Source organism: Kocuria salsicia, assembly GCF_007681555.1.
In the GTDB taxonomy this organism is placed as follows: domain Bacteria; phylum Actinomycetota; class Actinomycetes; order Actinomycetales; family Micrococcaceae; genus Kocuria; species Kocuria salsicia.
The window spans coordinates 162,155-188,941 of the sequence record NZ_VELE01000001.1 but is presented as its reverse complement, the minus strand read 5'-3'; the positions used below and the strand labels follow the sequence as shown (position 1 = coordinate 188,941).

The 26,787-nt window shown below is 71.1% G+C and carries 21 protein-coding genes and 2 tRNA genes; 16 read left to right on the top strand and 7 right to left on the bottom strand.

Annotated elements, in window-relative coordinates; translation table 11 throughout:
• Window positions 1-130: 130 nt before the first annotated feature.
• A complete protein-coding gene (locus tag FS770_RS00840; RefSeq protein ID WP_144942695.1) occupies window positions 131-541 on the bottom strand; it encodes a globin in 411 nt (136 codons plus the stop codon).
• A 125-nt stretch (window positions 542-666) separates the two neighbouring features.
• Window positions 667-3,258 carry an aminopeptidase N gene (gene pepN, locus FS770_RS00835; protein WP_144942573.1) on the bottom strand — a complete coding sequence of 864 codons (2,592 nt, stop codon included), beginning with the start codon at window positions 3,256-3,258 and terminating at the stop codon, window positions 667-669.
• A 249-nt stretch (window positions 3,259-3,507) separates the two neighbouring features.
• Between pepN and FS770_RS00830 the strand changes: the two genes are divergently transcribed.
• Together FS770_RS00830 and FS770_RS00825 are read left to right on the top strand one after the other, a co-directional pair.
• A complete protein-coding gene (locus FS770_RS00830) occupies window positions 3,508-4,020 on the top strand; it encodes a ribose-5-phosphate isomerase (RefSeq protein WP_144942574.1) in 513 nt (170 codons plus the stop codon).
• Window positions 4,021-4,030: 10 nt separating this feature from the next.
• Window positions 4,031-4,954, top strand: coding sequence for an Fpg/Nei family DNA glycosylase (locus FS770_RS00825; protein ID WP_144942575.1), 924 nt, complete (start codon window positions 4,031-4,033; stop codon window positions 4,952-4,954).
• A gap of 122 nt (window positions 4,955-5,076) precedes the next feature.
• On the opposite strand, the gene FS770_RS00820 is transcribed toward FS770_RS00825, so the two are convergent.
• Window positions 5,077-5,147 (bottom strand) — tRNA-Gly (locus FS770_RS00820).
• A gap of 199 nt (window positions 5,148-5,346) precedes the next feature.
• Here FS770_RS00820 and FS770_RS00815 point away from each other — a divergent pair.
• The 6 genes from FS770_RS00815 (at window position 5,347) to FS770_RS00790 (ending at window position 10,547) form a co-directional block, all read left to right on the top strand.
• A tRNA-Pro gene (locus FS770_RS00815) sits at window positions 5,347-5,419 on the top strand.
• Window positions 5,420-5,520: 101 nt separating this feature from the next.
• Window positions 5,521-6,855, top strand: a complete 1,335-nt coding sequence (gene tig, locus FS770_RS00810; protein WP_186366656.1) for a trigger factor — start codon at window positions 5,521-5,523, stop codon at window positions 6,853-6,855.
• A gap of 297 nt (window positions 6,856-7,152) precedes the next feature.
• Window positions 7,153-7,755: an ATP-dependent Clp protease proteolytic subunit gene (locus FS770_RS00805; protein WP_186366686.1), complete on the top strand. Its 603-nt coding sequence runs from the start codon at window positions 7,153-7,155 to the stop codon at window positions 7,753-7,755.
• Window positions 7,756-7,805: 50 nt separating this feature from the next.
• A complete protein-coding gene (locus FS770_RS00800) occupies window positions 7,806-8,468 on the top strand; it encodes an ATP-dependent Clp protease proteolytic subunit (protein ID WP_144942577.1) in 663 nt (220 codons plus the stop codon).
• A gap of 150 nt (window positions 8,469-8,618) precedes the next feature.
• Window positions 8,619-9,914, top strand: a complete 1,296-nt coding sequence (gene clpX, locus FS770_RS00795) for an ATP-dependent Clp protease ATP-binding subunit ClpX (RefSeq protein WP_144942578.1) — start codon at window positions 8,619-8,621, stop codon at window positions 9,912-9,914.
• A 30-nt stretch (window positions 9,915-9,944) separates the two neighbouring features.
• Window positions 9,945-10,547 (top strand): mycothiol-dependent nitroreductase Rv2466c family protein, encoded by a 603-nt coding sequence (locus FS770_RS00790; protein WP_144942579.1) that lies wholly within the window; start codon window positions 9,945-9,947, stop codon window positions 10,545-10,547.
• A gap of 178 nt (window positions 10,548-10,725) precedes the next feature.
• Here FS770_RS00790 and FS770_RS00785 read toward each other — a convergent pair whose 3' ends face one another.
• The 3 genes from FS770_RS00785 to valS all read right to left on the bottom strand — a co-directional run bounded on the left by FS770_RS00785 (window position 10,726) and on the right by valS (window position 15,692).
• Window positions 10,726-11,757 carry an alpha/beta fold hydrolase gene (locus FS770_RS00785; protein ID WP_186366655.1) on the bottom strand — a complete coding sequence of 344 codons (1,032 nt, stop codon included), beginning with the start codon at window positions 11,755-11,757 and terminating at the stop codon, window positions 10,726-10,728.
• Window positions 11,758-11,856: 99 nt separating this feature from the next.
• Complete coding sequence (locus tag FS770_RS00780) at window positions 11,857-12,894, bottom strand: hypothetical protein (RefSeq protein ID WP_145009286.1); 1,038 nt, start codon at window positions 12,892-12,894, stop codon at window positions 11,857-11,859.
• Window positions 12,895-13,043: 149 nt separating this feature from the next.
• On the bottom strand, window positions 13,044-15,692 hold the full coding sequence (gene valS, locus FS770_RS00775) for a valine--tRNA ligase (protein WP_145009283.1): 2,649 nt from the start codon (window positions 15,690-15,692) through the stop codon (window positions 13,044-13,046).
• A gap of 137 nt (window positions 15,693-15,829) precedes the next feature.
• Between valS and FS770_RS00770 the strand changes: the two genes are divergently transcribed.
• The 7 genes from FS770_RS00770 (at window position 15,830) to cobA (ending at window position 23,278) form a co-directional block, all read left to right on the top strand.
• A complete protein-coding gene (locus FS770_RS00770) occupies window positions 15,830-16,630 on the top strand; it encodes an SDR family oxidoreductase (RefSeq protein WP_145009280.1) in 801 nt (266 codons plus the stop codon).
• Between the two features lie 119 nt (window positions 16,631-16,749).
• Entirely contained in the window at window positions 16,750-17,808 is a 1,059-nt protein-coding gene (locus FS770_RS00765) for an ABC transporter substrate-binding protein (RefSeq protein ID WP_145009277.1), read from the top strand.
• Between the two features lie 11 nt (window positions 17,809-17,819).
• Window positions 17,820-18,890: a FecCD family ABC transporter permease gene (locus FS770_RS00760; RefSeq protein WP_244944671.1), complete on the top strand. Its 1,071-nt coding sequence runs from the start codon at window positions 17,820-17,822 to the stop codon at window positions 18,888-18,890.
• Window positions 18,887-19,942, top strand: coding sequence for a FecCD family ABC transporter permease (locus FS770_RS00755; RefSeq protein WP_244944670.1), 1,056 nt, complete (start codon window positions 18,887-18,889; stop codon window positions 19,940-19,942). Before FS770_RS00760 ends, FS770_RS00755 begins: the two co-directional genes overlap by 4 nt.
• Window positions 19,939-20,805, top strand: a complete 867-nt coding sequence (locus FS770_RS00750) for an ABC transporter ATP-binding protein (RefSeq protein WP_145009271.1) — start codon at window positions 19,939-19,941, stop codon at window positions 20,803-20,805. The genes FS770_RS00755 and FS770_RS00750 overlap by 4 nt, the downstream gene beginning before the upstream one ends.
• A complete protein-coding gene (locus FS770_RS00745; RefSeq protein ID WP_145009268.1) occupies window positions 20,802-21,848 on the top strand; it encodes a siderophore-interacting protein in 1,047 nt (348 codons plus the stop codon). Before FS770_RS00750 ends, FS770_RS00745 begins: the two co-directional genes overlap by 4 nt.
• 200 nt (window positions 21,849-22,048) lie before the next feature.
• On the top strand, window positions 22,049-23,278 hold the full coding sequence (cobA, locus tag FS770_RS00740; RefSeq protein ID WP_145009266.1) for a uroporphyrinogen-III C-methyltransferase: 1,230 nt from the start codon (window positions 22,049-22,051) through the stop codon (window positions 23,276-23,278).
• 153 nt (window positions 23,279-23,431) lie between these two features.
• On the opposite strand, the gene nirB is transcribed toward cobA, so the two are convergent.
• Window positions 23,432-26,083: a nitrite reductase large subunit NirB gene (nirB, locus tag FS770_RS00735; protein WP_145009263.1), complete on the bottom strand. Its 2,652-nt coding sequence runs from the start codon at window positions 26,081-26,083 to the stop codon at window positions 23,432-23,434.
• A 118-nt stretch (window positions 26,084-26,201) separates the two neighbouring features.
• On the opposite strand from nirB, the gene nirD reads away from it, so the two are divergent.
• Window positions 26,202-26,615, top strand: a complete 414-nt coding sequence (gene nirD, locus FS770_RS00730; RefSeq protein ID WP_144942590.1) for a nitrite reductase small subunit NirD — start codon at window positions 26,202-26,204, stop codon at window positions 26,613-26,615.
• The last annotated feature ends 172 nt before the right edge of the window (window positions 26,616-26,787 follow it).

Here is a 26,787-nt window from a genome sequence, read left to right as displayed (position 1 = left end):
CTCGGCCCCACCACCGCGTCCGACGGCGCGGGGCTCACCCGTGCGCCGTCGGCAGAACCGGGAGCTCCAGCGGTGTTGCGGCCGTCGGAACCACCCGCACCGCCGGGAGCCGCGCCCGCATCTACGGGGCTCAGCCCGGCCGGTTCACCATCGCGTGGGCGGCCCGCTCGAAGTAGTCCCACATGATGCCGTCGTGCAGCGGGGAGAGCTGCACGGCGTCCATGGCCGCGCGCATGTGCGCCAGCCACGTCTCGCGCGCCCAGGTGTCCACGGGGAACGGCGCGTGGCGCATCCGCAGCCGGGGGTGCCCGCGCTGCTCGGAGTACGTGGTGGGTCCGCCCCAGTACTGCTCCAGGAACAACCGCAGCCGCTCCTCAGCCGGACCCAGGTCCTCCTCCGGGTACAGCGCCTTGAAGTCCGGGTCCTCTGCCACGCGCGCGTAGAACTCGTGCGTGAGCTTCACGAACGTCTCGTGCCCGCCCACCTGCGCGTAGAACGAGTCCGACGACGCCGCCTCGGCGGCCTCCCGCGCGTCCCCCACCTGCTGCGGGGGCTGCGCCACGGACCCGCCCGCCGAGCGGGAGCCCACGGCCCCGAGGGTGAACGTGCGGCGCCCAGCGGGGGCAGCGGCCTCGGCGGACAGGTGTTCCGGATTGGCGGCGTCGCTCACCGGGCGGCTCCCTCACCATCGGAGGAGGACTCGCTCAGGGCCGCGGCGTCGATCCGCTGCGCGCGGACCGCGCGGCGTGCCGAGTCCTGGCGTTCGAGCACTATCCGCCGCAGCCCGCTCAGCTCGGGGTCGAGGGCGTCCAGGAAGCGCTGGGCCCCGTCCACGACCTCCTGGGAGTAGGCGCGGGGGAACAGCCCCACCGCGATCTGCTGGGCGATCTCGTGCGTGCGTTCGCGCCACACCCCGGTGACCTCCTGGAAGTACCGGTCCGCGTAGGGGGCCACCAGGGCGTCGTCGTGCCCGCGGAAGAAGCCCGCGATCGCCGCCTGCTGCTGGGAGTTGGGCAGGGCGCCCTGCTCCACCACGAGGCGCCAGGTGTTCGCCTTGGCCTCCGGCGTGGGGATCGCTGCGGACGCGGTCGCAGCCGCGATGGCACCCGTCTCGGTGTTGTCCTCGCGCAGGGCCGCCGCAATGTCGTCGGCGCCCTTGCGGCCGGCCGCCACGAGGGCGATCAGCACGGCCCAGCGGGTGTCGGTGTCCAGCTCCAGGCCCTCGGGGACGCCCTCGCCGCGGGAGAAGCCCGCCACACGCTCGATCTGGGCGTCCGTGCACGCCCGGCGCAGGAACGCGCGGAAGAACTGCCACTGGTGGTCGGAACCCGCCTCGGACTCCTCGACCAGGCGCCACAGGCTCTCCGCGGCGTCCTCCCGGACCTGCTGCGCGTGCTCGGGGGCGAGGTAGTGGTCCAGGGCGGTGTCCAGCTGGCGCAGCTGCACCTGCACGGTCGTGGAGTCCGTCTCGTGGCCCACGTTGGCGAGCACCAGGCGCACGTAGTCGCTCGCGGGGCTCACGCCGTCGTGCACGGAGTCCCAGGCCGCGGCCCACACGAGGGAGCGCGGCAGGGACTCGTCGAAGTCGCCCAGGTGGTTCATCGCGGTGGCCAGGGAGCACTCGTCCAGGCGGATCTTGGCGTAGGCGAGATCGTCGTCGTTGAGAAGCACGAGGTCCGGGCGCTCTCGGCCCACGAGGTCGGGGACCTGCGTGAGCTCGCCGTCCACGTCCAGTTCCACGCGCAGTGTGCGGCTCAGCCGGCCGGTGTCCTCGCGGTGGTCGTAGAAGCCCACAGCCACGCGGTGCGGGCGCAGCGTGGGGTGGCCCTCCTGGCCGATCTGCTCGATCGCGAAGGACGTGATGACCCCGTCCGCGTCCGCGGTCATTCGGGGGATCAGGGTGTTCACCCCGGCGGTCTCGAGCCAGCGCTCGGACCACCGCTTGAGGTCGCGACCGCTCGCCGCCTCCAGCTCCACCATGAGGTCGGAGAGCTCGGTGTTGGACCACGCGTGCTTGCCGAAGTAGCGGTTGAGCCCCGCCATGAACTCCTTCTGGCCCACCCACGCGACGAGCTGCTTGAGCACGGACGCGCCCTTGGCGTAGGTGATCCCGTCGAAGTTCACCAGGACGGCCTCGAGGTCCGGGATCTCTGCCTTGATGGGGTGCGTGGTGGGCAGCTGGTCCTGCGCATAGCCCCAGGACTTCTCACCGGCGGCGAACGTGGTCCACGCGTTCGTGTACCTGGTGTTCTGCGCGCACGCGAGGGTGGACATGTACTCCGCGAAGGACTCGTTGAGCCACAGGTCGTTCCACCAGCGCATCGTCACGAGGTCCCCGAACCACATGTGGGCCAGCTCGTGCAGAACGGTGATCGCGCGGCGCTCCACGAGGGCCTGGGCCGGCTTGGAGCGGAAGATGTAGGACTCCACAAAGGTCACGGCGCCCGCGTTCTCCATGGCGCCGGCGTTGAACTGGGGCACGAAGAGCTGGTCGTACTTCTCGAACGGGTAGGGCACGCCGAACTGCGACTCGTAGAACTCGAAGCCCTGCTTGGTGATCTCGAACATCTCGTCCGCGTCCATGTGCTCGAACAGGGAGCGGCGGGCGAACAGGCCGAGGTCCACGGTGCGGCCGTCCGCAGAGACCAGGCTGTCGGTGGTCTTCAGGTACGGTCCGGCGATCAGCGCGGTCACGTAGCAGGACATCACCGGCGTGGGGGAGAAGTCCCAGCGGGCCACCCCGCCGGAGACGGCCACGGGCTCGGGGGTGGGCTGGTTGGAGACCACCTGCCAGGTCTCCGGTGCGGTCACGGAGAACTCGAACGCGGCCTTGAGGTCCGGCTGCTCGAACACGGGGAACATGCGCCGCGTGTCCGCGACCTCGAACTGCGAGTAGAGGTAGACCTCGCCGTCCGCGGGGTCCACGAAGCGGTGCAGGCCCTCGCCGGTGTTCATGTAGAACATGGTGGACTCGACCACCAGTTCGTTGTGCTCCGCGAGGCCGGGGAGCTGGATGCGCTCGCCGTCGCTGACCTCCGCGGGGCCCAGGGACTCGCCGTTGAGGGTCACCGACTCCACGGAGGCCGTGACCGCGTCGATGAACGTCTCGGACCCGGGCTCGGCCGTGAACACCACGGTGGTGCGCGCCGGGAAGGTCTCCGCCCCCCGGGTGAGGTCCAGGGCCACGCGGTAGGACTCCACCGAGATGGTCCGCGCGCGTTGGGCGGCCTCCGCTCGGGTCAGATTGGTTCCGGGCACGACGGCGTTCCTCTCCTCGACGACACTTCCATGCCCACGCGGGGCATTGGGCCATTATGACAGTCGTCGCAAGACCCGAGGCCCACGGCGGTCGTGCAGCCCGGTGGCCCGGTGGCGCCGCGGCCGAGGGGCGACGGCGCAGGGTCCGGCCGCGGCGATAGGCTGGGCACGTCCTGTTTCCCGGTCCGCGTCCCGTCCGGCGCGGCGGGGGACGTCTGCGGGAAACCACCTAGGAGTTGCAGAAGACCCATGCGCGTGCACATCGCCACCGACCACGCCGGCCTCGAGCTGTCCCACTACCTCATGGAGCAGCTCACGGAGCGGGGCTACGAGCTGATCGACCACGGCCCCGAGGAGTACGACGCCGCAGACGACTACCCGGCGTTCTGCATCAGCGCGGCACTCGGTGTGCGCGAGGACCGCGAGAACGGTCTCGACTCCCTGGGCATCGTGCTCGGCGGCTCCGGCAACGGCGAGCAGATGGCCGCCAACAAGGTGGCCGGGATCCGCGCCGCCCTGGCCTGGAACCTGGACACCGCACGTCTGGCCCGGGAGCACAACAACGCGCAGGTGGTCTCCCTGGGCGGTCGCCAGCATGAGAAGGAGGAGGCGCTGCAGCTCGTCGTCGCGTTTTTGGAGGAGCCGTTCTCGGACGAAGAGCGCCACGTGCGCAGGATCGAGCAGCTCGCCGAGTACGAGCGCACCGGGGACATCGCAGGCAGGCTGTCCGCGATCACGCCCCGCCCGTTCACCCGCGGCTGAGGGCTCCCGCGTGCCCGAGGGACACTCGATCCACCGGCTCGCCCGCCAGCTCGGGGACCTCTTCGAAGGCCAGCAGCTGGGCGTGAGCAGCCCGCAGGGGCGTTTCGCCGCCGGTGCCGCGCTGGTCGACGGCCGCGTGCTCACGAGCGCCCGCGCCCACGGCAAGCACTTGTACCTGGACTTCACCGCGCCGGAGGAGCCGTCGGACGTGCTCGTGCTGCGCTCGCACCTCGGGATCTACGGGGCGTGGAGCTTCGCGGGGGACGAGACGTTCGCGGCGGCGTCGTCGATCGGCGCGCCGCGCCGCGTGGGGGAGCGGGAGACCGGCAGCGCGGAGGCGGACGCCGTGACCTACGACGACGCCGGACGGGTCGTTCCCGAGGCCCCGGTGGGTGCCGTGCGGGCCCGGCTCGTGGGAGAGCACGGCTGGGCGGACCTGCGCGGTCCCGCGCTGTGCACAGTGGAGACGCCGGAGGAGGCCCGGGCCGCCGAGGCGAAGCTCGGACCCGATCCGCTGGATCCTCAGGCGGACCCCGAGCCGTTCCTCGCGGCTGCCGGTCGCAGCAGGCGGGCAGTTGGCGTGCTGCTCATGGAGCAGAACGTGGTCTCCGGGATCGGCAACATCTTCCGCGCCGAGTCTCTCTTCCGCCGCGGGGTGGATCCCCTGCGACCCGGCAGCTCCCTGACGCGCGATGAGCTGCTGGGGCTGTGGGAGGAGAACGTGGCGCTCATGGCCGTGGGCGCGCGGGTGGGGCGGATCATCACCACGGACCTCGCGGACCGCCCGGGTGTGCCCGAGTCCGAGGCGTGGCCCGAGCACGCAAACTACGTCTACCACCGCCACGGCCAGGACTGCCTGCACTGCGGGGCGACCGTGCTCAAGCGGGACCTCAACGGCCGGGGCCTGTACTGGTGCCCCGTGTGCCAGGCCTGAGGTCGGCAGAAGCCAGCAGGGCGGCGTCGTCGGCGTGCTCTCGTCCCGGTGGTGACGCGTTCTTGGCCGACACGCGAAAAACCCCGCAACCGGTGGCTGCGGGGGTTTCATTCGCAATGACGAGGGGGCGACGGGAATCGAACCCGCGTAGCCAGTTTGGAAGACTGGGGCTCTACCATTGAGCTACGCCCCCGGGAACGTTGAAGACAGTACACGAGCACCGTGGGCCGTGCCACCCGCGGCGCCCGGTCCGGGGGCCGGATTTACGGGCTCGGGCGTTCGGCACGATAGACTGTCGTGTTGTCGGCCGCCCACGGGCGCGCCGACGCCCGGTCCGCGCGCCTCCAGCAGTGGTGCGCGCGGGAGGAATTCGCGTGCCCCGCACGCGGCCACGGGGTGTAGCGCAGTGGCTAGCGCGCCTGCTTTGGGAGCAGGAGATCGCAGGTTCGAGTCCTGTCACCCCGACGTCTGGGCGCAACGGCCCGTGCCGTGCAGCCCGTGGACCCACCGGACCGACCCCGGTCCGTTGCAGGCAGTCACCCTACGACCCCAGGAGTACAGCGGAAGTGAAGAGCGCCGTCGAAAAACTCAATCCCACCGAGGCGAAGATCACCATGGAGATCGCCTACGAGGATCTGAAGCCTTTCCTCCAGGAGACCTACAAGGAGCTGGGCAACCAGATCCAGATCCCCGGTTTCCGCAAGGGCAAGGTGCCCTCCAAGCTCATCGACCAGCGCGTGGGCTTCGACTTCGTCGTGGAGAACGCCCTGAACGAGGGCCTCAACTCCTTCTACCAGCAGGCGCTGGCCGAGAACGAGCTCACCCCGCTGTCGCAGCCGCAGGTCGAGGTCCTCTCCAAGCCGGAGCAGGACGATCGCGAGGCCGACACCAAGGTCGAGATCTCCGTGGCCATCCGCCCCGACATCGAGCTGCCCGACTACAAGGGCCTCGAGATCGAGGTCGAGGCGCGTGAGGCCACCGCCGAGGACGAGCAGAAGGCTCTCGACGAGCTGCGTGCCCGTTTCGGCACCCTGAAGTCCGTGGACCGCCCCGCCGCCGAGGGTGACCACGTGACCCTCGACCTGCAGGCGCTCGTGGATGGCGACGAGGTCGACGCCGCGAACGACCTCTCCTACGAGGTGGGCTCCGGCACCATGCTCGAGGGCATGGACGAGGCCGTCACGGGTCTCTCGGCCGGCGAGGACGCCACCTTCGAGACCACCCTGGCCGGTGGCGAGCACTCCGGCGAGCAGGCGACCGTGAAGGTCAAGGTCACCGCCGTCAAGGAGCGCGAGTTGCCCGAGGCCGACGACGAGTTCGCCCAGCTGGCCTCCGAGTTCGACACCATCGAGGAGCTCAAGGAGGACCTGAAGAAGCAGGCCGCCGAGTCCGCCGTGGTCGAGCAGGGCATCGAGGCCCGCGACAAGGTCCTCGACAAGCTCGTGGAGCTCATCGAGGTCCCCGTGCCCGAGAAGGTCGTCGAGGACCAGGTCGCCCAGCACTTCGACTCCGAGCAGGCCCAGGCCTCCGCGGAGCCCGGTCACGACACCGAGGAGCACCGCGCGGAGGTCCGCAAGAACGCCGAGACCGCGTTCCGCAACGAGATCATCCTGGACGCCGTGGCCGAGGCCGAAGAGGTCGGCGTGGAGCAGTCCGAGCTGATCGACTACATCATCAACATGTCCCAGCAGTACGGCATGGACCCGAACCAGTTCGCGCAGATGCTCGACGGTTCCGGCCAGGCCGGGATGATGGTGGGCGAGGTTCGCCGCCGCAAGGCCCTGGGAAAGGTTCTGGAGACCGCCACTGTGAAGGACTCCAACGGCGAGACCGTGGACCTGTCCTCCTTCGTGGGCACCGCCGACGACGCTGAGAACACCGAGGCCACCGAGGCCGAGTGATCCCACCCGCCGTGGTGCCAGGGAGACCTGGTGCGGCGGCCCACGAGACGCCACGGCACCCCGCACGCACGCGGGGTGGCCGTGGCGTTTCGCTGTCCGCGTGCCACCATGCGCCACCAGCGAACAGCCCGGACCACCGGGCCACAGGCCGCGGGGCGGCTACTACGCTTCTGAGACAGCAAGTGATCGTGGGTCCGGGCGTGCCGTTCGGGCAGCTCGGACCCGTCCAGAAGAAAGAGGGCATTCATGACCTCCACTCCCATTCAGCCGTACGGTGCCGCACCGGCCACTCCGCGCATGGAGGACATGGCACCGGGCGGTCAGGACGACTACGTCTACAACCGGCTCCTCAAGGAGCGCATCATCTGGCTGGGCTCCGAGGTGCGCGACACCAACGCGAACCTGATCTGCTCCCAGATGCTCCTGCTCTCGGCGGAGGACCCGGAGGCGGACATCTACCTCTACATCAACTCCCCGGGCGGCTCGGTGACCGCGGGCATGGCCATCTACGACACCATGCAGCTGATCCCGAACGACGTCGTCACCGTGGCCACCGGCCTCGCCGCATCCATGGGTCAGTTCCTGCTCTCCTCCGGGACGAAGGGCAAGCGCTACGCCACGCCCAACGCCCGGATCCTCATGCACCAGCCCTCGGGCGGCATGGGCGGCACCGCGTCGGACATTCGCGTGCAGGCGGAGCTGATCCTGTCCATGAAGCAGCGCCTCGCGGAGCTCACCGCCGAGCAGACCGGCCAGAGCCTCGAGACCATCCTGCGCGACAACGACCGCGACAACTGGTTCGACGCCCCGCGTGCCCTGGAGTACGGCTTCTTCGACCAGATCGCGCAGTCCGCCGGCAACGTGACCGGCGGCGGCGGGACCATGAAGGACTCGCAGTAGCCTGCTCCCGCGCTGCCACGAACCATCCACAGACTTTTCAGGACGGACCAATGAACCTGCCACACGCCACCGCACCGCAGCTGCCCAGCAGCCGCTACGTGATCCCCGACTTCGAGGAACGCACCCCGTACGGCTACCGCCGTCAGAACCCGTACACCAAGCTGTTCGAAGACCGCATCATCTTCCTGGGCGTTCAGGTGGACGACACCTCCGCGGACGACATCATGGCGCAGCTGCTCGTGCTCGAGTCCCAGGACCCGGACCGGGACATCACCATGTACATCAACTCTCCGGGCGGCTCGTTCACGGCCATGACGGCCATCTACGACACCATGCAGTACATCCGCCCGGAGATCCAGACCGTGTGCCTGGGCCAGGCGGCGTCCGCGGCCTCCGTGCTGCTTGCCGGCGGCACCCCGGGCAAGCGCCTCGCGCTGCCCAACGCCCGCGTGCTGATCCACCAGCCTGCCATGGAGGGCCAGGGCGGCGGCCAGGCCTCGGACATCGAGATCCAGGCCAACGAGATCATGCGCATGCGCACGTGGCTCGAGGAGACCATGGCGCTGCACACGAACAAGGACGTGCAGGAGATCAACCGCGACATCGAGCGCGACAAGATCCTCACGGCCAGGGAGGCCCAGGAGTACGGGATCATCGACCAGGTGCTCGACTCCCGCAAGATCAACAAGCCCTCCACGGTCACCCAGGCCTGAGAGGCCCAGGGCCAGGACGCACCGCACGGTCAAGGCGCACCCGTCACGGGGCGTCGTGACCGTCATGCGTCCGTGGGGGATTGGGCGCGGTCGGAACGGCTCGCCTAGAGTGGTTCCAGCATCCGTCGAGACGAAGTGTGAGGCTGATACATGGCGCGCATCGGAGAGAGCGTCGACCTGCTCAAGTGCTCCTTCTGCGGCAAGAGCCAGAAGCAGGTGCGCAAACTCATCGCCGGCCCGCGCGTGTACATCTGTGACGAGTGCATCGAGCTGTGCAACGAGATCATCGAGGAAGAACTCACCGAGGTCACGGAGACGGACCAGGCGGAGCTTCCCCGCCCGCAGCAGATCTACGACCACCTGCAGGAGTACGTGATCGGGCAGGAGCCCGCCAAGCGCGCCCTGGCAGTGGCCGTCTACAACCACTACAAGCGCATCCGGGCCGGTGTCTCCGGGCACACGCTGTCGATCGCCGGTTCCGAGGGGGACGAGGAGGCCATCGAGGTCGCCAAGTCCAACATCCTCCTGGTGGGCCCCACGGGCTCCGGCAAGACATACCTAGCGCAGTCGCTCGCCAAGAAGCTGGACGTGCCGTTCGCCGTGGCGGACGCCACGAGCCTCACGGAAGCAGGTTACGTCGGTGAAGACGTTGAGAACATTCTTCTCAAACTCATCCAGGCCGCTGATTTCGATATCAAGAAGGCGGAGCAGGGGATTATTTACATTGACGAGATCGACAAGATTTCGCGTAAATCGGAGAACCCCTCGATCACGCGCGACGTATCGGGCGAAGGGGTCCAGCAGGCGCTCCTGAAGATCCTCGAGGGCACCGTCGCCTCGGTTCCTCCGCAGGGTGGGCGCAAGCACCCGCAGCAGGAGTTCCTGCACCTGGACACCACCAACGTGCTCTTCATCGTCGCCGGGGCGTTCGCGGGGCTGGAGGAGATCGTCCAGCAGCGCACGGGAAAGAAGGGCATCGGCTTCGGGGCGCCCATCAAGGACACCTCCGAGGTGGACCTCACGGGCCAGGTGCAGCCGGAGGACCTGCTGAAGTTCGGACTGATCCCGGAGTTCATCGGGCGGCTGCCCGTGGTGACCACCCTCTCCAAGCTCTCGGTGCCGGACATGGTGCGGATCCTCACGGAGCCGCGCAACGCCCTGGTCAAGCAGTACCGCAAGCTCTTCCAGCTCGACGGGGTGGAGCTCACCTTCGACCCCCAGGCGCTGGAGGCCATTGCAGAGTTGGCGATCGAGCGCGGCACGGGAGCGCGCGGCCTGCGCGCGATCCTCGAGGACATCCTCATGCCCGTCATGTTCGACCTCCCGGGCCGCGACGACATCGCCGCTGTGCTCGTGACCGAAGACGCCGTGGCGAAGATCGCGGACCCCGAGATCTTCACGCACGAGATGATCGAGGCCGAGCGGCGACGTCACAAGTCCGCGTGAGACCGCGCAGAACGCACGAAAGGATTCAGTATGTCTGAGAAGCAGCACGTCGATTTCTGGTTCGACCCCCTGTGCCCGTGGGCGTGGATGACCTCCCGCTGGATGGAGGAGGTCGTGCGCATCCGGGACGTGGACGTGGACTGGAAGATCATCTCCCTGGGCATCCTCAACGAGGACAACCCCGAGAACCACCACCACGGCCACGACGAGTCCATGTGGCTCGTGCGCGTGATCCAGGCCGCGGCCGAGCAGCACGGCGGCGAGTACTACAAGAAGCTCTACGACGCCATGGGCTCCCGTCGTCACCCCGGTGGCATGCAGGACCTCGAGGCGATCATCACCGAGTCCCTCGCAGAGGTCGGTCTGCCGGCAGACCTCGCCGCGGCCAAGAACTCCACCGAGTACGACGACGCCATCCGGGCGTCCACGGACGAGGCCCGTGCCGTGGCGGGTCAGGACATCGGCACCCCGTGCATCGCCGTGAACGGCGTGGGCTTCTTCGGTCCCGTGTTCACCCCGGCGCCCAAGGGCGAGGAGGCCGGCAAGGTCTGGGACGGCGCCCTGGCGCTGGCGTCCTACCCCGGCTTCTACGAGCTCAAGCGCGGGCGCGAGAAGGGCCCGGACTTCAGCTGAGTCCGCTCCCGCACAGCGAGTGGCAGACCCCGCCCCGGTGGCCTGAGAAGGTCACCGGGGCGGGGGTGCGTCGTCCTCGGGTCGGCCCCGCGAGCCGCTCCAGGTGAACCCGTCCCGCCGTTCGGGCGCCCGGGGGGAGACGCGTGCCGTTACCGCCTCCGGTCGAAACCAGGCGGGATCAGTGCCGGTCCATGCCGCCCGCGAGGGCCCCGACGGCGTCGGCAAAGGCCCGGGGCTGGGCGTTCATGACGTCGTGCGCGGCACCGTCGACAATCCGCTCCTCCGGGTGTCCGAGCCGGTCCCGGGTGTCCTGGAGCGAGCCCCCGGATCGGGTGTCCTCCGCACCCCAGATGATGGCGCGGGGAACGGTGACCGCGCGCGTCTGGTCCTCCTGCAGGTGCAGGATGCCGCTGCGCCCGGCGCTGCCCAGCAGGGAGTGCTCCACGTCCCCCTGCATGAGCGGGCGCATCCACTGCTGGGCGAGGCGGGCGCCGTCGTCACCGTGGAACGCCGTGCACGCGGAGCCGCACGAGCCGGCCAAGGCCGCGCGGTTGAGCCACGTGAAGCGGGTAAAGATTCGGTACGCGCTCGTGGTGTACGGCAGGCGGGCGATGCGGGCCCGCCAGGTGCCGTCACCGAAGTTCAGGTCCTGGGCGTCGCCGTCCGCGAAGATCACACCGCCCACGTCCTCCGGATGCCACAGCGCGGTTCCCCCGGCCACGGCCGCGCCGAGGGAGTGGCCAACGACGACGGGCCGGGGAATTCCCAGCGCCCGGATCGAGCCCGCGACGAGGTCCGCCTGCAACCGCACGTCCTCGGTGTCCGCGCCGCGGGTGTAGCCGAATCCGGGGAGGTCGAACGCGTAGACGTCCCGGCCCTGCGCGGCGATCAGGGGTGCGGTGGCACGGAAGGCGACCGTGGACTCCGCGAAGCCGGGGAGCAGGACCACGGGCGCGGGGTCGGCGGAGGTGTGCTTCCCGGTCGCGGCCCAGTGCTCGTAGTGGACGGCCACGCCGCTTACGTCCGCGTACGCGCCCGCCTCGGGTTCGAGGGTGTCGGGCGGGGTGGTTACGGCGTTGCCCACCACGCTGGCAACCGTGAGCAGCACGAGACCGACGACGCCGGCCAGCACCGCGCGGCGCAGGATGCGGCCGGTCCGTCGCAGGATCCGGCAGTCGCCGGACGGGGGAGGCGCTGAGGGCAGAGTCACCCGTTCATCATCACCCACGGGGGCTGGAACACGTACTGCGGCGGCGCTGCTTGGCCCTGCTGAGCACCGGCAGTTCTTCCACGTCCCGTGGTGCGGGAATCACTTCACCTCGACAGTGCTCTCCAGCGTCGAGTTGCCCAGGTAGTGGCCGACGGTCGCCAAGTGGGTTTCCGTGGCGGCGGACTCGTCGGGTGACTGGATCACGGCGCAGACCCCGCCGTGGGACATCCCTGCCAGAGAGGCGGCTTCGTACTCCTTGTAGTCGGCGTTGCCGCTGAGGGCTCCCACGCCACTCTCCGACACCGCGTACTGGAACGGTCGCCAGTGGTGCCCGTTCGCGGTGGCTCCCGTCTCCTTCAGCTGCTCCTCGGTGGCGGCGTCGGAGCACAGCGCGCCCCAGGCACCCTTCAGCTGCGTAGGCATTGCGGCGTTGAGGTCCTTCTGCGCGTTGGGGCTGAAGATCCGGAAGTTGATGTCATTGCCCTTCAACGTGGTCCCGTTGAGGTCGGCCAGTTTGTCGTTGCTGCCCACGGCCTCGCTGGGCTCGGGGGCTCCCGTGGCCTTGTCGGTCTCGGCAGAGGTCTCGGACGGCGCGAGCGACGTCGTTCCGTTGACGGTGGCGTGCGTGACGTCGTGCGGGTAGTCGTTCTCCGAGGCGAGCACCACCGTCTTCTTCTGTCCCGCGACCACCTCGTACTCGTCGCTGGAGAACGCGTTGTGCACGTCGATGACCCGGTTCTCGGCGTCACCGCTCTCGCTCTCGGCGGCCTCGTAGTCGTTGAGGTAGTCGCCGACCATCGTGTATTCGACGAGCTCGCCCTCGGGAGTGGTGAAGGAGGCGCTGCTGGCACTGACCGGTTGTGTGCCGTGGATGTTGTCCACTGTCACGGCGAGGAAGTGCAGGGGCGTCTCCGACTTCTTCATGAGCGTGCGTGCTTCCTCGACCCCGGCCGGGGCTGCCACGTCTGCTGTGGCCCTAAACGCCACGCCGTCGTCTCCGGAGCCCTCCCAGTTCGTCACGCCCTCGAACGTGCCGTGGTCGGAGGCCTCCTGCGAGGAGCCGGTCCCGTTCTGACCGGCAGAGCAACCGGTGAGCGCGAGGAGGGCCAGGGCGGCGAGGGAGAGGGACTTCTTCATGGGATCGAGCTTTCTGGTGTGGGAGGGTGGCCCGCTCCGCGCGGGGACGAGCCGGTGGTTCATGCTGAGAGCGCCCCGGTGACCTGTCGAGGTCACCGGGGCGCTCTCCGACGCGTCGTCCGTCGAGACGGACTCCGCTCGTCGGCGGATCAGGCCTGCTCGGTCTGCTCCAGCACGACGTCGCTCACGGCCAGCTCGCCGTCCGCCTCCGTGAGGGTGACGTCCGCGGCGTTGCCGGCCGCCTCGAGGTCGTCCAGGCCGCCGCGCAGGCGGGCCAGGACGTCCGCCGGGGCGGAGATGGTGGCTGACTCCACGGCGGTGCGCTGCTTGACCTTGGCCTCGGACTTGGACTTGCGCAGCCCGGACAGGGCCTCGCCCACCACCGTGAGGACCTCGGGATCGCCGTCGCGCGCGAGCCCCGCGTAGCCGTCCGTGACGGGCCACGAGGCGCGGTGCACGGAGCCCGCGCGCCACCAGGACCAGACCTCTTCGGTGGCGAACGGGATGAACGGTGCGAACAGCCGCAGCAGCGTGTCCAGGGTGGTGGCCAGCGCGGCGTGCACCGAGGCCTGGGCCTCGGCACCGCGGGAGCCGTACGCCCGGTCCTTCACGAGCTCCACGTAGTCGTCCGTGAACGTCCAGAAGAAGGACTCAATCAGCTGCAGCGCGCGGGCGTACTCGTACTCGCGGAACGCGGTGGTCGAACGCTCCACGACGTCGGCCAGCTGCGCGAGCAGGGCACGGTCCAGGTCGTTGCCGACCACCGAGGCGTCCGTCCCCGAGCCCAGCACGGAGGCCTCGGTGACACCCTGCGCGAGCACGAACTTGGAGGCGTTGAGCAGCTTGATGGCCAGGCGGCGCCCAATCTTCATCTGCCCCTCGTCGTACGCGGTGTCCGCGCCCAGGCGGGCCGAGGCGGCCCAGTAGCGAACGGCGTCCGCTCCGTACTTCTCGAGGACGTCGTTGGGGACCACCACGTTGCCCTTGGACTTGGACATCTTCTTGCGGTCCGGGTCCAGGATCCACCCGGACAGCGCCGTGTTGGTCCACGGCACGGTCCCGGCCAGCGTCTCCGCGCGCACCACGGTGGAGAACAGCCAGGTGCGGATGATGTCGTGGCCCTGGGGGCGCAGGTCCATGGGGAACGTCTTGGCGTGCAGCTCCTCGTCCACGCCCCATCCTGTGGCGATCTGCGGGGTCAGGGAGGAGGTGGCCCAGGTGTCCAGCACGTCAGGGTCCGCCATGAACCCGCCCGGCTGGTCGCGCTGCTCCTCGGTGTAGCCGGGAGCGGTGTCCGTCGCGGGATCCACCGGCAGCTGCTCGTGGGACGGCAGCACGGGGTGCTCGTAGTCCGGCTCACCGGAGGCGTCCAGCGGGTACCAGACGGGGAAGGGCACGCCGAAGAAGCGCTGGCGGGAGATCAGCCAGTCCCCGTTCAGACCCTCGATCCAGTTCTCATAGCGGGAGCGCATGAACGAGGGGTGCCAGGCCATCTCGCGGCCGCGCTGGATCAGGTCCTCGCGCCGCTCGGGGTCCCGCCCGCCGTTGCGGATGTACCACTGGCGGGAGGTGACCACCTCGAGGGGCTTGTCGCCCTTCTCGTAGAAGTTCACCGGGTGCATGATCTTCTTCGGCTCGCCCTCGAGGTCGCCGGAGGCGGTGAGCATCTCCACCACGGCCTTCTGCGCGGAGAACACGGTCTTGCCGGCCACCTCCGCGTAGTGCTCGGCCGGGGCGCCGTCCGCGATCCACTCGGGCTGCTCGGCGGTGAAGCGGCCGTCACGGCCGATCAGGGCGCGCGTGGGCAGGTTCAGCTCACGCCACCAGGTGACGTCCGTGAGGTCGCCGAAGGTGCAGATCATGGCGATGCCCGAGCCCTTGTCCGGCTTCGCGAGCGGGTGGGCTCGGACCTCGACCTCCACGTCGAACAGCGGCGAGCGCACCGTGGTGCCGAAGAGGTGCTGGTAGCGTTCGTCGTCCGGGTGGGCCACCAGGGCCACGCACGCGGGCAGCAGCTCGGGGCGCGTGGTCTCGATGAAGACCTTCCCGCCGTCGTGCTGGTGGAACGAGATCCGGTGGTAGGCGCCCTCGCGCTCGCGGTCCTCGAGCTCGGCCTGGGCCACCGCGGTGCGGAAGGTGACGTCCCACATGGTGGGGGCCTCGGCCATGTAGGCGTTGCCGGCCTCGAGATCCTTGAGGAACGCGAGCTGGGAGACCCTGCGGGAGTGGGCGTCGATCGTGCGGTAGGTGCGGTTCCAGTCCACGGACAGCCCGAGGGTGGAGAAGAGGTGCTCGAAGACCTTCTCGTCCTCAACGGCGAGCTCTTCGCACAGCTCGATGAAGTTCTGCCGGGACACGACGTCCCAGTCGCGCTGGTTCTTGGCGGGCTTCTCCGGGGGCCGGTAGCCCTCGACGTAGGGTCGGCCGGGCTCGCAGCGCACCCCGTAGTAGTTCTGCACGCGGCGCTCGGTGGGCAGGCCGTTGTCGTCCCAGCCCAGGGGGTAGAACACGTTCTTGCCGCTCATGCGCTGGTAGCGGGCAATGACGTCCGTCTGCGTGTAGGAGAACATGTGCCCCACGTGCAGGGAGCCCGAGGCCGTGGGCGGGGGGGTGTCGATCGAGTACACGGACGCACGGTCGGTGTGCTCGCGGAACGCGTACGTCCCGTTCTCGCGCCACTGCGTGGCGTACTTGTCCTCCAGGCCCTCCAGGGCTGGCTTCTCCGGGACCGCCACTGCGGCGGGGGTTGTGCTCTCGGTGTGCGTGGGCGTGTCTGTACCCGTCGTCTCTTGTGCCATGCCTCCCAGTCTCTCACGGGAGCCCGGGGCCCGGGCCCGTCCAGAGGGGGCGACGACGCCGCCCGCGCCGGTGCGCGGCGCACGGTTGCGGTCCTACGGGGCCGGGTGCGGGCGGCGTCGTCGGTAGAATCGGGGGCATGACGAACAGCACGGAATCGACGTATCCCGCCCCCGCCCGGCTCGGCGACGGCAAGGTGGCCGTGGTCTCCGGGGCCTCCACGGGAATCGGAGAGGCCACCGTGGAACGGCTGCGCGCGAGCGGGTGGACCGTCTACGCCGTGGCCCGCCGCGAGGACCGGCTCGCGGAGCTGGCCGAGCGCACCGGCGCGGTACCGGTGCCCACGGACATCACCGACCAGGCGCAGGTGGACGCGCTGCGGGACCGTGTGCTGGGCGAGGCCGGCACGGTGGACGCCCTGCTCAACATCTCGGGCGGGGCGCGCGGCACGGACTCCGTGGCGGACGCGGACGTGGACCGCTGGCAGTGGATGTACGAGGTCAACGTGCTCGGCACGCTGCGGGTGACCCGCGCGTTCCTGCCCGCGCTGCGGGCCAACGGGGAGGGCACGGTGCTGAACCTGACCTCGCTCGCCGCCATGCGCGCCTACGAGGGCGGCTCCGGGTACAACGCCGCGAAGTACGCGGAGCGCGCCATGACCGAGGCGCTGCGGCTGGAGGAGGCGGAGCACAACGTGCGCGTGGTCGAGATCGCGCCCGGGATGGTGCACACCCCGGAGTTCTCGCTGCGCCGCCTGGACGGGGACGCCGAGGGTGCGGACAAGGTCTACGAGGGTGTCGAGAAGCCGCTCACGGGCCGGGACGTGGCTGAGGTCTGCGCGTTCGCGGTGGAGCTGCCGCACCACGTGGACATCGACACCCTCACCCTCAAGCCCGTGGCCCAGGCGGCACCGCACAAGGTGATCCGCACCACCAGTTGAGCGTGGCCCCGCGTGGCGGCGGGGAACCTCTGGAGCACGGGGCGGTCTCCGCTTGCCAGCGCCGGGACGAGGAATTAGGTTAGGCGAGCCTTATCAAATTCTTTGCTCCAGGAGAGCCCATGCCCCGCGACCTGCCCCAGCCCCGTCACCAGCTCAGCCGCCGCGCCGTCCTCGGCTCCGGCCTGGCCCTGGCCTCCATCGTGGGCCTCGCCGCGTGCTCCACCGGATCCCGCGGAGGCGATGGCGCCGCGACCCCGGGGGCGACCGCCTCGTCCACGCCCACCGACGCGTTCCCCGTGACGGTCGAGCACAAGCTCGGCAGCACCACCGTGGAGAAGGCCCCCGAGCGCGTCGTGTGCGTGGGCGCGAGCAACACCCAGGACTTCGTGGCGGCCCTCGGCGTGGTCCCCGTGGGGATGACCAAGGTCTCGTGGGGCGGCAACGACAAGGGCTCCACGGACTGGTTCGACGCCAAGGTGACCGAGCTGGGCGGGCAGAGCCCCACGACCATCGACGAGTCGGACGGCGTGAACTTCACCGAGATCGCGCAGCTGAGCCCGGACCTGATCATCGCCGTGAACTCCGGGGTGACCCAGGACGAGTACACGCGCCTCACCGAGATCGCCCCCGTGGTGGCCTACCCCACGGGCCCGTGGGTGAACTCGTGGCAGGACATGCAGAAGCTCACCGCCAAGGCCCTGGGCCGCTCCCAGGCCGGTGACGACCTCGTCTCGCAGACCGAGGAGCTCGTCAGCAAGCGCTCGGAGGACCTCGGGGACGCCAAGGGCAAGACCTTCATCTACGGGGACGTCACCCAGAGCCTGGGCTTCTACGGCCCCACGGACGGGCGGCCCCGCTTCCTCACCTCGCTGGGCCTGAGCCTGGCCCCGGTGGTCACCGAGAACATCGACGGTGACGAGTTCTGGCGCGAGTGGCCCAAGGAGCGGGCGGACGAGCTGCAGAGCGACCTCTTCGTGGCGGCCGCAGAGGATGACGCCCAGGCGGAGAAGTTCCGCACCGACTCCGTGCTCAAGACGATCCCGGCGATCAAGGACGGCCACGGGCTGTTCCTGACCTCCAAGCCGGATGTGCTCTCGGGCTACTCGTCCTCGCCGCTGTCCATGCCGCACGCGCTGGACGCACACGTCCCGGCGATCAAGAACGCCCTGGGGGCCTGACCTCCGTGAGCGTGAGCGCCACCGCCGTCCGCCCCGAGGCCCGGGGCTCCACCCGCGCACGCAGGACGGCGCGCGGGCCGGTCCTGTGGCTGGTCCTGCTCGCCGTGCTGGCCGCGGCGGTGGTGCTCTCCGTCTCGTGCGGCGCGCGTCCCATCTCCCTGGACGCCACGTGGCGCACCGTGCCGCAGGTGCTCTTCGGGGACCCGGAGAACGTTCCCGGAGTCACGGCCATCGACGGCGCCGTGGTCCAGACCCGCGTGTGGCGCACGGCGGCCGGTGTGCTCACGGGCGCCGCGCTGTCCGTGGCCGGCGCGCTGCTGCAGGGCGCCACACGCAACCCCCTGGGCGACCCGGGAATCCTGGGCCTCACCGCAGGCGCGGCGTTCGCTGTGGTCACGGGCGGTGCCTTCCTGGGACTCACCGCCACGGTGGACCAGCTCTGGCTCGCGGCCCTCGGATCCGCGGTCGCGATGGCCGCCGTCTACGCCCTGTCCTCCGCCGCACGGGGCGGGGCCCGCCCCGTGACCCTGGCACTCACGGGCGCCGCCGTCTCCGCCGGACTGACCGCGCTCACCAGCTCCGTGCTGCTGAGCCACCAGGCCACCTTCGACACGTTCCGCCGCTGGCAGGTGGGGGAGCTCACCCGCCCGGACGGCTCGTTCCTGCTGCTCGCCACCCCGGTGGTCCTGGTGGGCCTGCTGCTGGGGTGGGCCGTCGCGCGCTCGCTGGACACCCTGACCCTGGGCGACGCCCTCGGGCGCGGCCTGGGCACGCACCCGGCTCTCACCCGTACGCTGGCCGGACTGGCCGTGGTGCTGCTGGCCGGCACGTCCACCGCACTGGTGGGACCGCTCGTGTTCTGCGGGCTGCTGGTGCCCCACGCGGTGCGCGTCCTCACCGGGGTGTCCTACCGCCGCGTGGTTCCGGCGTGCCTGCTCGCCGGGCCCAGCATCGTGCTGCTCGCCGACGTCGTGGCGCGCGTGCTCGTCCCGGACCGCGAGATCCAGGTGGGCATCGCCCTCGTCGTGCTCGGCGCCCCGGCCCTCGTGGCCGTGCTGCGCGGGAAGGCGGTGACCTGGTGAGCACCCTGACCGCACACCCACCGCAGCGCTCCGAGACCGTCACCGCCGTGCGCGCCTCCCGTTCCCGCACCCGACGCCGCACCCGCCGGGTGACCACCGGACTGCTCGCCGCCCTCCTGGTCGCCAGCTTTGCGCGGATCGCCCTGGGCAAATACGTGGTGGCGGTGCCGGACCTGCTCGCCGTGCTGGCCCACGACTACACCGGGCCCGCGGACTACATCGTCTGGCAGATCACCCTTCCCCGCACCGCGCTGGGCATCCTCACGGGAATCGCCTTCGGCCTCGCGGGCCACCTCTTCCAGCGGGTGCTGCGCAACCCCCTGGCCTCCCCGGACATCATGGGCGTCTCCTCCGGAGCCGGCCTCGGCGCCGTCCTCGCCATCACCGTGGGCGGGCTCTCCGGCGCCGCGGTCACGCTCAGCGCGCTCGCCGGCGGTTTCGGCCTCATGGCCGCCGTCGTCCTGGCCGCCGGGGGGACGCGCGCGAACATCGGCAGGCTCGTGCTCACGGGCGTGACGGGGGGCGCGCTCACGAGTGCGGCGATCAACGCCGTGCTCACCCGCGCGGACATCTACGCAGCGCAGGACGCCATGCAGTGGCTCACCGGCTCGCTTGCCGCCGCATCATGGCAGGACATCGCCCGGATGGTGCTCACCCTGCTCGTGCTGCTGCCCCTGTGCGCACTGCTGGTCCCCGCCGTGGACGCCCTCGGAACGGGCGACGCGCTCGCGGCCGGGCTGGGCGTTCGGGTGCCGCGGGTGCGTCTCGCCGCGCTGGGCCTGGCCGTGGCCCTGGTGGCCGTTGCCGCAGCCACGGTCGGCCCGGTGGCGTTCGTGTCCTTCATGGCCGCGCCCGTCGCGCGCGGGCTCGGCGGTGGTGAGGGCAGGGCCCACCACGCCGCACTGGTGGGTGCACTGCTCATGGTGGTCTCGGACTACGTGGCGGCCGAGGCCATCCCCACCCTGGCACTGCCCGTGGGTGTCGTCACGGCCGCCGCGGGCGCGCCCGTGCTGCTGTGGCTGCTGATCGGTCGAGGAAAGGGGGAGGCATGAGTGCTCTCCAGGAACAGGTGGACGCGACCGGGGACCGGCAGCGCGTGGCGTCGTCGCTCGAGGTGCGTGGGCTGAGCGTCGGCTACGGCGGCGCGCCGATCCTGCGGGACGTGAGCGTCTCGTTCCCCGCGGGGCGCGTGAGCGCGCTGGTCGGCGCCAACGGCTGCGGCAAGTCCACGCTGCTGCGCACGTGCGCCCGGCAGCTCACCGCGGACTCCGGACAGGTGCTCGTGGGCGGGGAGGACGTGAGCGCGTGGCACCGCCGACGTTTCGCGCGCACCGTGGGGTTCCTGCCGCAGGACCCGCTGGCGCCCGAGGGCGTGACCGTCCAGGAGCTGGTCTCCCGCGGACGCCACCCCCACCGCGGAGCCTTCGGGCGCTGGCGCGCCGAGGACGACGCCGCGGTGGCCGAGGCCATCGACCTCACCGGGCTGGCCGGGCTGGTGGACCGGCAGGTCACCGCACTGTCCGGCGGGCAGCGCCAGCGCGTGTGGATCGCGCTGGCCCTCGCGCAGCAGACGGACGTGCTGCTGCTCGACGAGCCCACCACCTACCTGGACATCGCCCGCCAGGTGGAGATTCTGGACATTCTGGGCCAGCTGCAGCGGACCCGCGGCATCACACTGGTCATGGTGCTGCACGAGCTCTCGCTGGCCGCCCGGTACGCGGACGTCCTCGTGGCCGTGAAGGACGGCGGCGTGGCCGCCCGCGGACCCGCCCACGAGGTCATGACGGACGAGACCGTGAGCTCCGTGTTCGACATGCGGGCGCGCGTGCTGCACGACGAGGTCACCGGGGCCCGTGTGGTGATCCCGCTGTCCACCGGGCGCGCGGACGCCCCAGCGGAAGGCGCGCGGTCGTGACGCAGCTGACATGCGTGAACGCACGGGTCACGGGTACCGAGCGGTTGAGCGAGCACCTTGTGCGGGTGCGCGTGGCGGGTGAGCAGCTGTGGACGATGCCGTGGGGTGAGCAGGGCCCAGGTCCACGCGCCGACGCCTACCTCAAGGTGCTGGTCCCGCCGCGGCGCGGGCAGCTTCTGGACGTGGACGTCTCGGACATGGCCCGTTGGCGCCGTGAGTTCATGGCCGCGCCGCCCGAGCAGAGCGGCTGGATCCGCACCTACACGGTGCGAGACGCCACCACCGTGGACATCGCCGGGCGGGAGGTCCCCGAGCTCGCGATCGACGTGGTGCTCCACGGGGACCCCGAGCACGGCATGGGCCCCGGGGCCGCGTGGGGCGAGTCCGCGCGGGAGGGCGAGGACGTCCAGCTGCTGGTTCCCGCGGGCGACGCCGCCTGGTGGGCCGCGTGGGACGAGCACCGGGCCGCCGGGCAGGACGTCGTGCTCGCCGGAGACGAGACGGCGCTGCCGGCCGTGGCGGCGATCGTGGACGGCCTCGACCGGGGGGTGCGGGTGCAGGCGGACGGCACGAGCTGCGCGCCGCCTCGACGGCTGGAGGTGGCCGTGGAAGTTCCCACGGGTGGTGACGCCGCGCGGGCTGCCGGACCGCGCGCACTGGAGCGGGCGGAGTCGTCCCCGGGGGACCGTGCGCTGCGTGTGCGGCTCGCGGGCGGCACCGAGCTGTCCTGGACGTGGCTGCCCCGGGAGCACCGGGCACGCAACCTGGCACTGGAGCTGTGGCTGTGGGCCCGGCTCTGCGAACGCTCGAGGCGGGGCTGGAGGCGCGCGGAGCCCGGGACCGCGAGCGCACCCGGGACCACGACCGAGGAACCGGAGTTCGTGTGGAACACGGCGAGCACGCAGGGCCGGGGCACGTACTGGTTCCTCGCTGCGGAATCCTCGGGCGTGAAGTCGCTGCGCCGGATGTGCGTGAGCGCGGGGGTGTCCCGCAGCGACGTCTCGTTCATGGGGTACTGGCGCCTCGGCGCCGCCACAGAGTGACGGGACACGCGTGACGCGTATGTGACGGGTCGGGCGGGCGCGGACGGTGCTGTGCGTAGCATGGCGGAGATCCCACCGTGCCCCGGTGTGTCGGCTCCGCCGTGGCGACCACTCGCTGCAATCGCCGCGCCCCCGGGCCCGGACCACCGCACGAGGACGGCCTCTCACCCGGGCCGCCCGCCCGAGGAGCTCCGCCGGCCATGACCTACCCCCTGGGCCTGAACCTGTCCGGACGCCGTGTCCTGGTGGTCGGCGGCGGTCCCGTCGCGGCGCGGCGGGTGCCGGGCCTGCTGGCCGAGGGCGCCGTCGTCGACCTCGTGGCTCCGCGCGTGACGGGTGACCTGCGTGAGCTGGCCACCGCGGGGGAGCTGACCTGGCACGAGCGCGGTTTCGCCCCGGAGGACCTCGACGGCGCGTGGCTCGTGCTCGCCCACACGGACTCCCCGGACATCCAGGACCTCGTGGCGCGGGAGGCAGAGCGGCGTCGTGTCTTCTGCGTCAAGGGCGGCGACGCCGCGCACTCCGCTGCCTGGGTTCCGGCCACCGCGCGCGCCCACGGTGTGACGGTGGCCGTCAATGCCACGGGCGACCCGGTGCGCGCCAAGCGGGTCGCGGCGTGGATGGCCGCGCGCCTGGAGAGCGGTGAGATCCCCGTGGGCGCGCACCGCGCGTCCGAGGACGGCGTGGAGCGCGAACCGGGCGCGCAGGCCCCGGGCACCGTGGCCCTGGTGGGTGGCGGGCCCGGCGACCCCGGCCTGCTCACGCTGCGCGGCCGTCGGCTGCTGGCCGGCGCGGACGTCGTGGTCGCAGACCGGCTGGGGCCCACGTCTCTGCTTCCGGAGCTCTCCGACCACGCGCGGATCGTGGACGTGGGCAAGCGCGCCGGGTACCACAAGGTCACCCAGGACCGGATCAACGAGACCCTCGTTGCGGAGGCGCGGCTCGGGCACCGTGTCGTGCGGCTGAAGGGCGGGGACCCGTTTGTGTTCGGCCGCGGGGGCGAAGAGGTCGAGTACTGCCACGCCCACAGCATCCGGACCGAGGTGGTACCCGGGGTGACCTCGGCCATCTCCGTGCCCGCGGCGGCCGGGATCCCCGTGACGCACCGGGACCTGGCCCACGGATTCACGGTCATCACCGCGCACGAGGAGCTGCACCACGTGCCCTACCGGGACGGCCACACCCTCATCCTCATGATGGGCGTGCGCGGCCTGGCCCGGCACTGCGAGACACTCGTGGCCGCAGGCTACCCGCCGGAGACCCCCGTGGCGGTGGTCGAGCGGGGGTGGACCCCCGAGCAGCGGTGCACCGTGGGGGACCTGGCGAGCATTGCCGCCACCGCGGAGCAGCGGGGGGTGCGGGCGCCCGCCGTCATCCTGGTCGGCCGGGTGGCCGCGCTGGGGGAGGACGACGCCGTCGGGGAACGCTGAGGACCCCAGCCGGGAGCCCGTGAGGGCTCCCGGCTGCCGTCCCCAGGTAATGTTCCCAGCGAACTGGCCCCGGGCCCTTCCGCTCAGGAGAGACTGCTCAGAGGACCGCGGGTCAGGGGCAGCCTCAGGCGCAGTTGCTCGGAGAACGCCCGCTCACGGCTGGCCCACGGGGATCTTCGCCCCGGAGACGAGCACGCGGTGCCCGTTCCCGGCCTCGGACTCGTCCACCTCCTGCGGGGTGGCGGGGCGGATCTGGTCGCGTTCGAGCACGTACATGCGCGCGTCCAGGTCCGCGGGATCGCCCTCGGGCTCGTTGATGAAGGCCCGGAAGCGGCGCATGCGCTGCGGGTCCGCGAGGGTGGCGGCCCACTCGTCCTCGTACGCCTCCAGGTGCCGCTCCACCTCGGCCTCGAGGTCCGCGCAGATGCCGAGCGAGTCGTCCACGATCACGCTGCGCACGTGCTGGGTGCCGTCCCCGTAGGTCTCGTCCAGCTCCTCGAACCAGCGGGCGGTGCGCTGCAGCCGGTCCGCGGTGCGGATGTAGTACATGAGGTAGCGGTCCACGTAGCGGAAGACCTCCTCGCGCGTGAGGTCCTTGGCGAGCAGCCGCCCGTGCGCGGGGTTGGAGCCGCCGTTGCCGCCCAGGAACAGGTTCCAGCCGTGGGTCGTGGCGATCACGCCCACGTCCTTGCCCTGGGCCTCCGCGCACTCGCGGCTGCACCCGGACACGCCGAACTTGAACTTGTGGGGCGAGCGCAGCCCGCGGTAGCGGTTCTCCATGTCCACGGCGAGCGCCACGGAGTCCTGCACGCCGAAGCGGCACCACGAGTTGCCGATGCAGGACTTCACGTTGCGCAGGGCCTTGCCGTAGGCGGAGCCGGACTCGAAGCCGGCGTCCACGAGCTCCTGCCAGATCCGGGGCAGCTGCTCCAGGCGGGCGCCGTAGAGTCCGATCCGCTGCGCTCCGGTGATCTTGGTGTAGAGCCCGTACTTCTCGCCCACGGCGGCGAGCACGGCGAGCTTGCGCGGGGTGATCTCCCCGCCGGGGATGCGGGGGATGACCGAGTAGGTGCCGTCCTTCTGCATGTTGGCCATGTTGCGGTCGTTGGTGTCCTGCAGGGTGCCGCGCCCGCCGTCCAGCGAGTACGCGTGGACCTGGGAGTGGAGGATGGAGGCCACGGTGGGCTTGCACACCGCGCAGCCGTCCTCGCCGGTGCCGAAGCGGGCGAGCACGGACTCGAAGTCCTCCAGTCCGGTGCTGCGCACGGCCTCGTAGAGCTCGGGCCGGGAGAGCTCGAAGTGCTCGCACAGGGCCTTGGAGACCGAGAGCCCGAGGGCCTTCATGCGCTGCTTGAGGGTCTTCTCCAGCATGGGCACGCACGAGCCGCACTGGGTTCCGGCGCTCGTGCAGGCCTTCAGCGAGGCGACGTCCCGGTTGCCGGCGTCGATCGCGGAGCGCACCGTGCCGAAGTCCACGTTGTTGCACGAGCACAGCACGGCGTCGTCGGGCAGGTCGATGTCCCCGGGCCCGTCCCCGCCGGCGGCGGAGAGGTACACGCCCGGTTCGGCGGGCAGCTCGCGGCCCAGCAGGGGGCGCAGCGAGTCGAAGGGTGCGGTGTCGCCCACGAACACCCCGCCCAGCAGGGTGCGGGCGTCCTGGGCAACCACGATCTTCTGGTAGATCCCGCGCGCCGGGTCCGCGTAGACGACCTCGAGGCAGTCCGGGGTCTTGCCCAGCCGGTCGCCGAAGCCGGCGACGTCCACGCCGGAGAACTTCAGCTTGGTGGCCACGTCGAAGTCCGCGACGGCGCTGTCCCCGCCGAGCAGGTTCACGGCCGTGGCCTCGGCCATGGCGTTCGCCGGCGCCACGAGTCCCCACGTGCGCCCGAGGATGTGGGCGACCTCCCCGATGGACCACACGTGCGGGTCCGCGGTGCGGCAGCCCTCGTCCACCACGACGCCGCCGCGCGGGCCCACTGGCAGGTTCGCGTTCTTCGCGAGGTCGTCGTTGGGGCGGATGCCCGCGGCCATCACCACGAGGTCCGCGTCGATCGTGTGCACCTGGGACTCGTCCCCGAGGGACTCGGCCAGGGACACCGAGACCACGGAGCCGGAGGCGTCCAGGTTCACGGAGGAGATGAACGCGCCGCACTGCACGCCGATCCCCGTGGCCCGGATGAGGTCGTTGACCATGTGCCCGCCGGCCTGGTCCAGTTCGATGGACAGCAGCCACGAGGCCACATCCAGGATGGTGGGGTCCGCGCCCACGTGCTGCAGCCCCTGGGCGGCCTCCAGCCCGAGCAGTCCGCCGCCCACCACGACGGCCCGGGGCCTGCGCCCCAGCCGCGCGGTGAGCTCCGCGACCTCGTCGACCATGCCGCGGACGTCGTCCACCCCGCGGAACACGTGGGTGTGGTCCGAGCCGGGAATGGGGATCACGGCCGCGCGCGAGCCGGTGGCGAGCACGACGTCGTCGTAGGGGTGCTCCTCGCCCCGCTGGTCGGTGACCACCCGGCGCTCGCGGTCCAGGGCCACGGCGCGGGTCTCCGTGAGCAGGTGAACCTCCGGCCGGGACCACAGGGAGCCATCGCCCAGGGTGAGGTCCCGCTCCGGGTCGTCGAAGAGCTGCTCCAGCGCCACGCGGTCGTAGGGCGTGTAGGGCTCCTCCGCGAGCACGGTGATGCTCAGCGGCTCCTCCGCCCGTTCCGTGAGTGCGCGGACCAGGCGGAACGCGGCGGGGCCTCCACCGAGGACGAGGACGGACCGGGGCCTCTCGGCCGCGGGTCGATCGGAGAGCGTTGTCATGGGGTGTCCTTCCGGGGTCCGGCTGGCGTCCCGCGTCCGTGACGGACGCGACACTGCTAGATTAGCGCCGAGAATGCGAATTATCTGGGCGCCCGCGCGGCGCGGTGGGAGGTTTTCCATGGACAGCACGACGTCGCAGGGCACCACGCAGGGGTCTCCGGCCGCCCACGGCGAGGGGGCGCGGCGGCCGTCCGCCCCGGACGCGGAAGGCTGGGTGGACGTGTGCGCGTTCGAGGACCTGGAGGTCAACTGGGGCGAGGCCGCGATCGTGGCCGGGCACGAGTACGCGGTGTTCCGCACCAACGACGACCGCGTGTTCGTCACCGACCACCGGGACCCGCGCTCCGGTGCGCTCGTGATCGCCCGCGGCATCGTGGGCCGCCACGGCGAGCAGCACACGGTGGCCTCACCGCTCTACAAGGAGACCTACGACCTCGCCACCGGGCAGTGCGTGGCCGGCGGGGACTGGACGCTGCCCGTGTATCCCGTGCGGGTGCAGGAGGGCCGCGTGCAGTTCCAGCCCGCGGGGTGAGATCCCGGGCGCGTCGACCACGCCGACGGCGCAGGGAGCCCCGGGGCCATCACGAGCCGGGACAGCGCCCCTGGCGCCGGTCACGCCCGAGCGCCGTACGTCACGGATGCCGGGGGAGGACGACGCCGTCCGGCGCGCTATCATGGACGGGCGCGCCTCGTGCGCGCGGGCG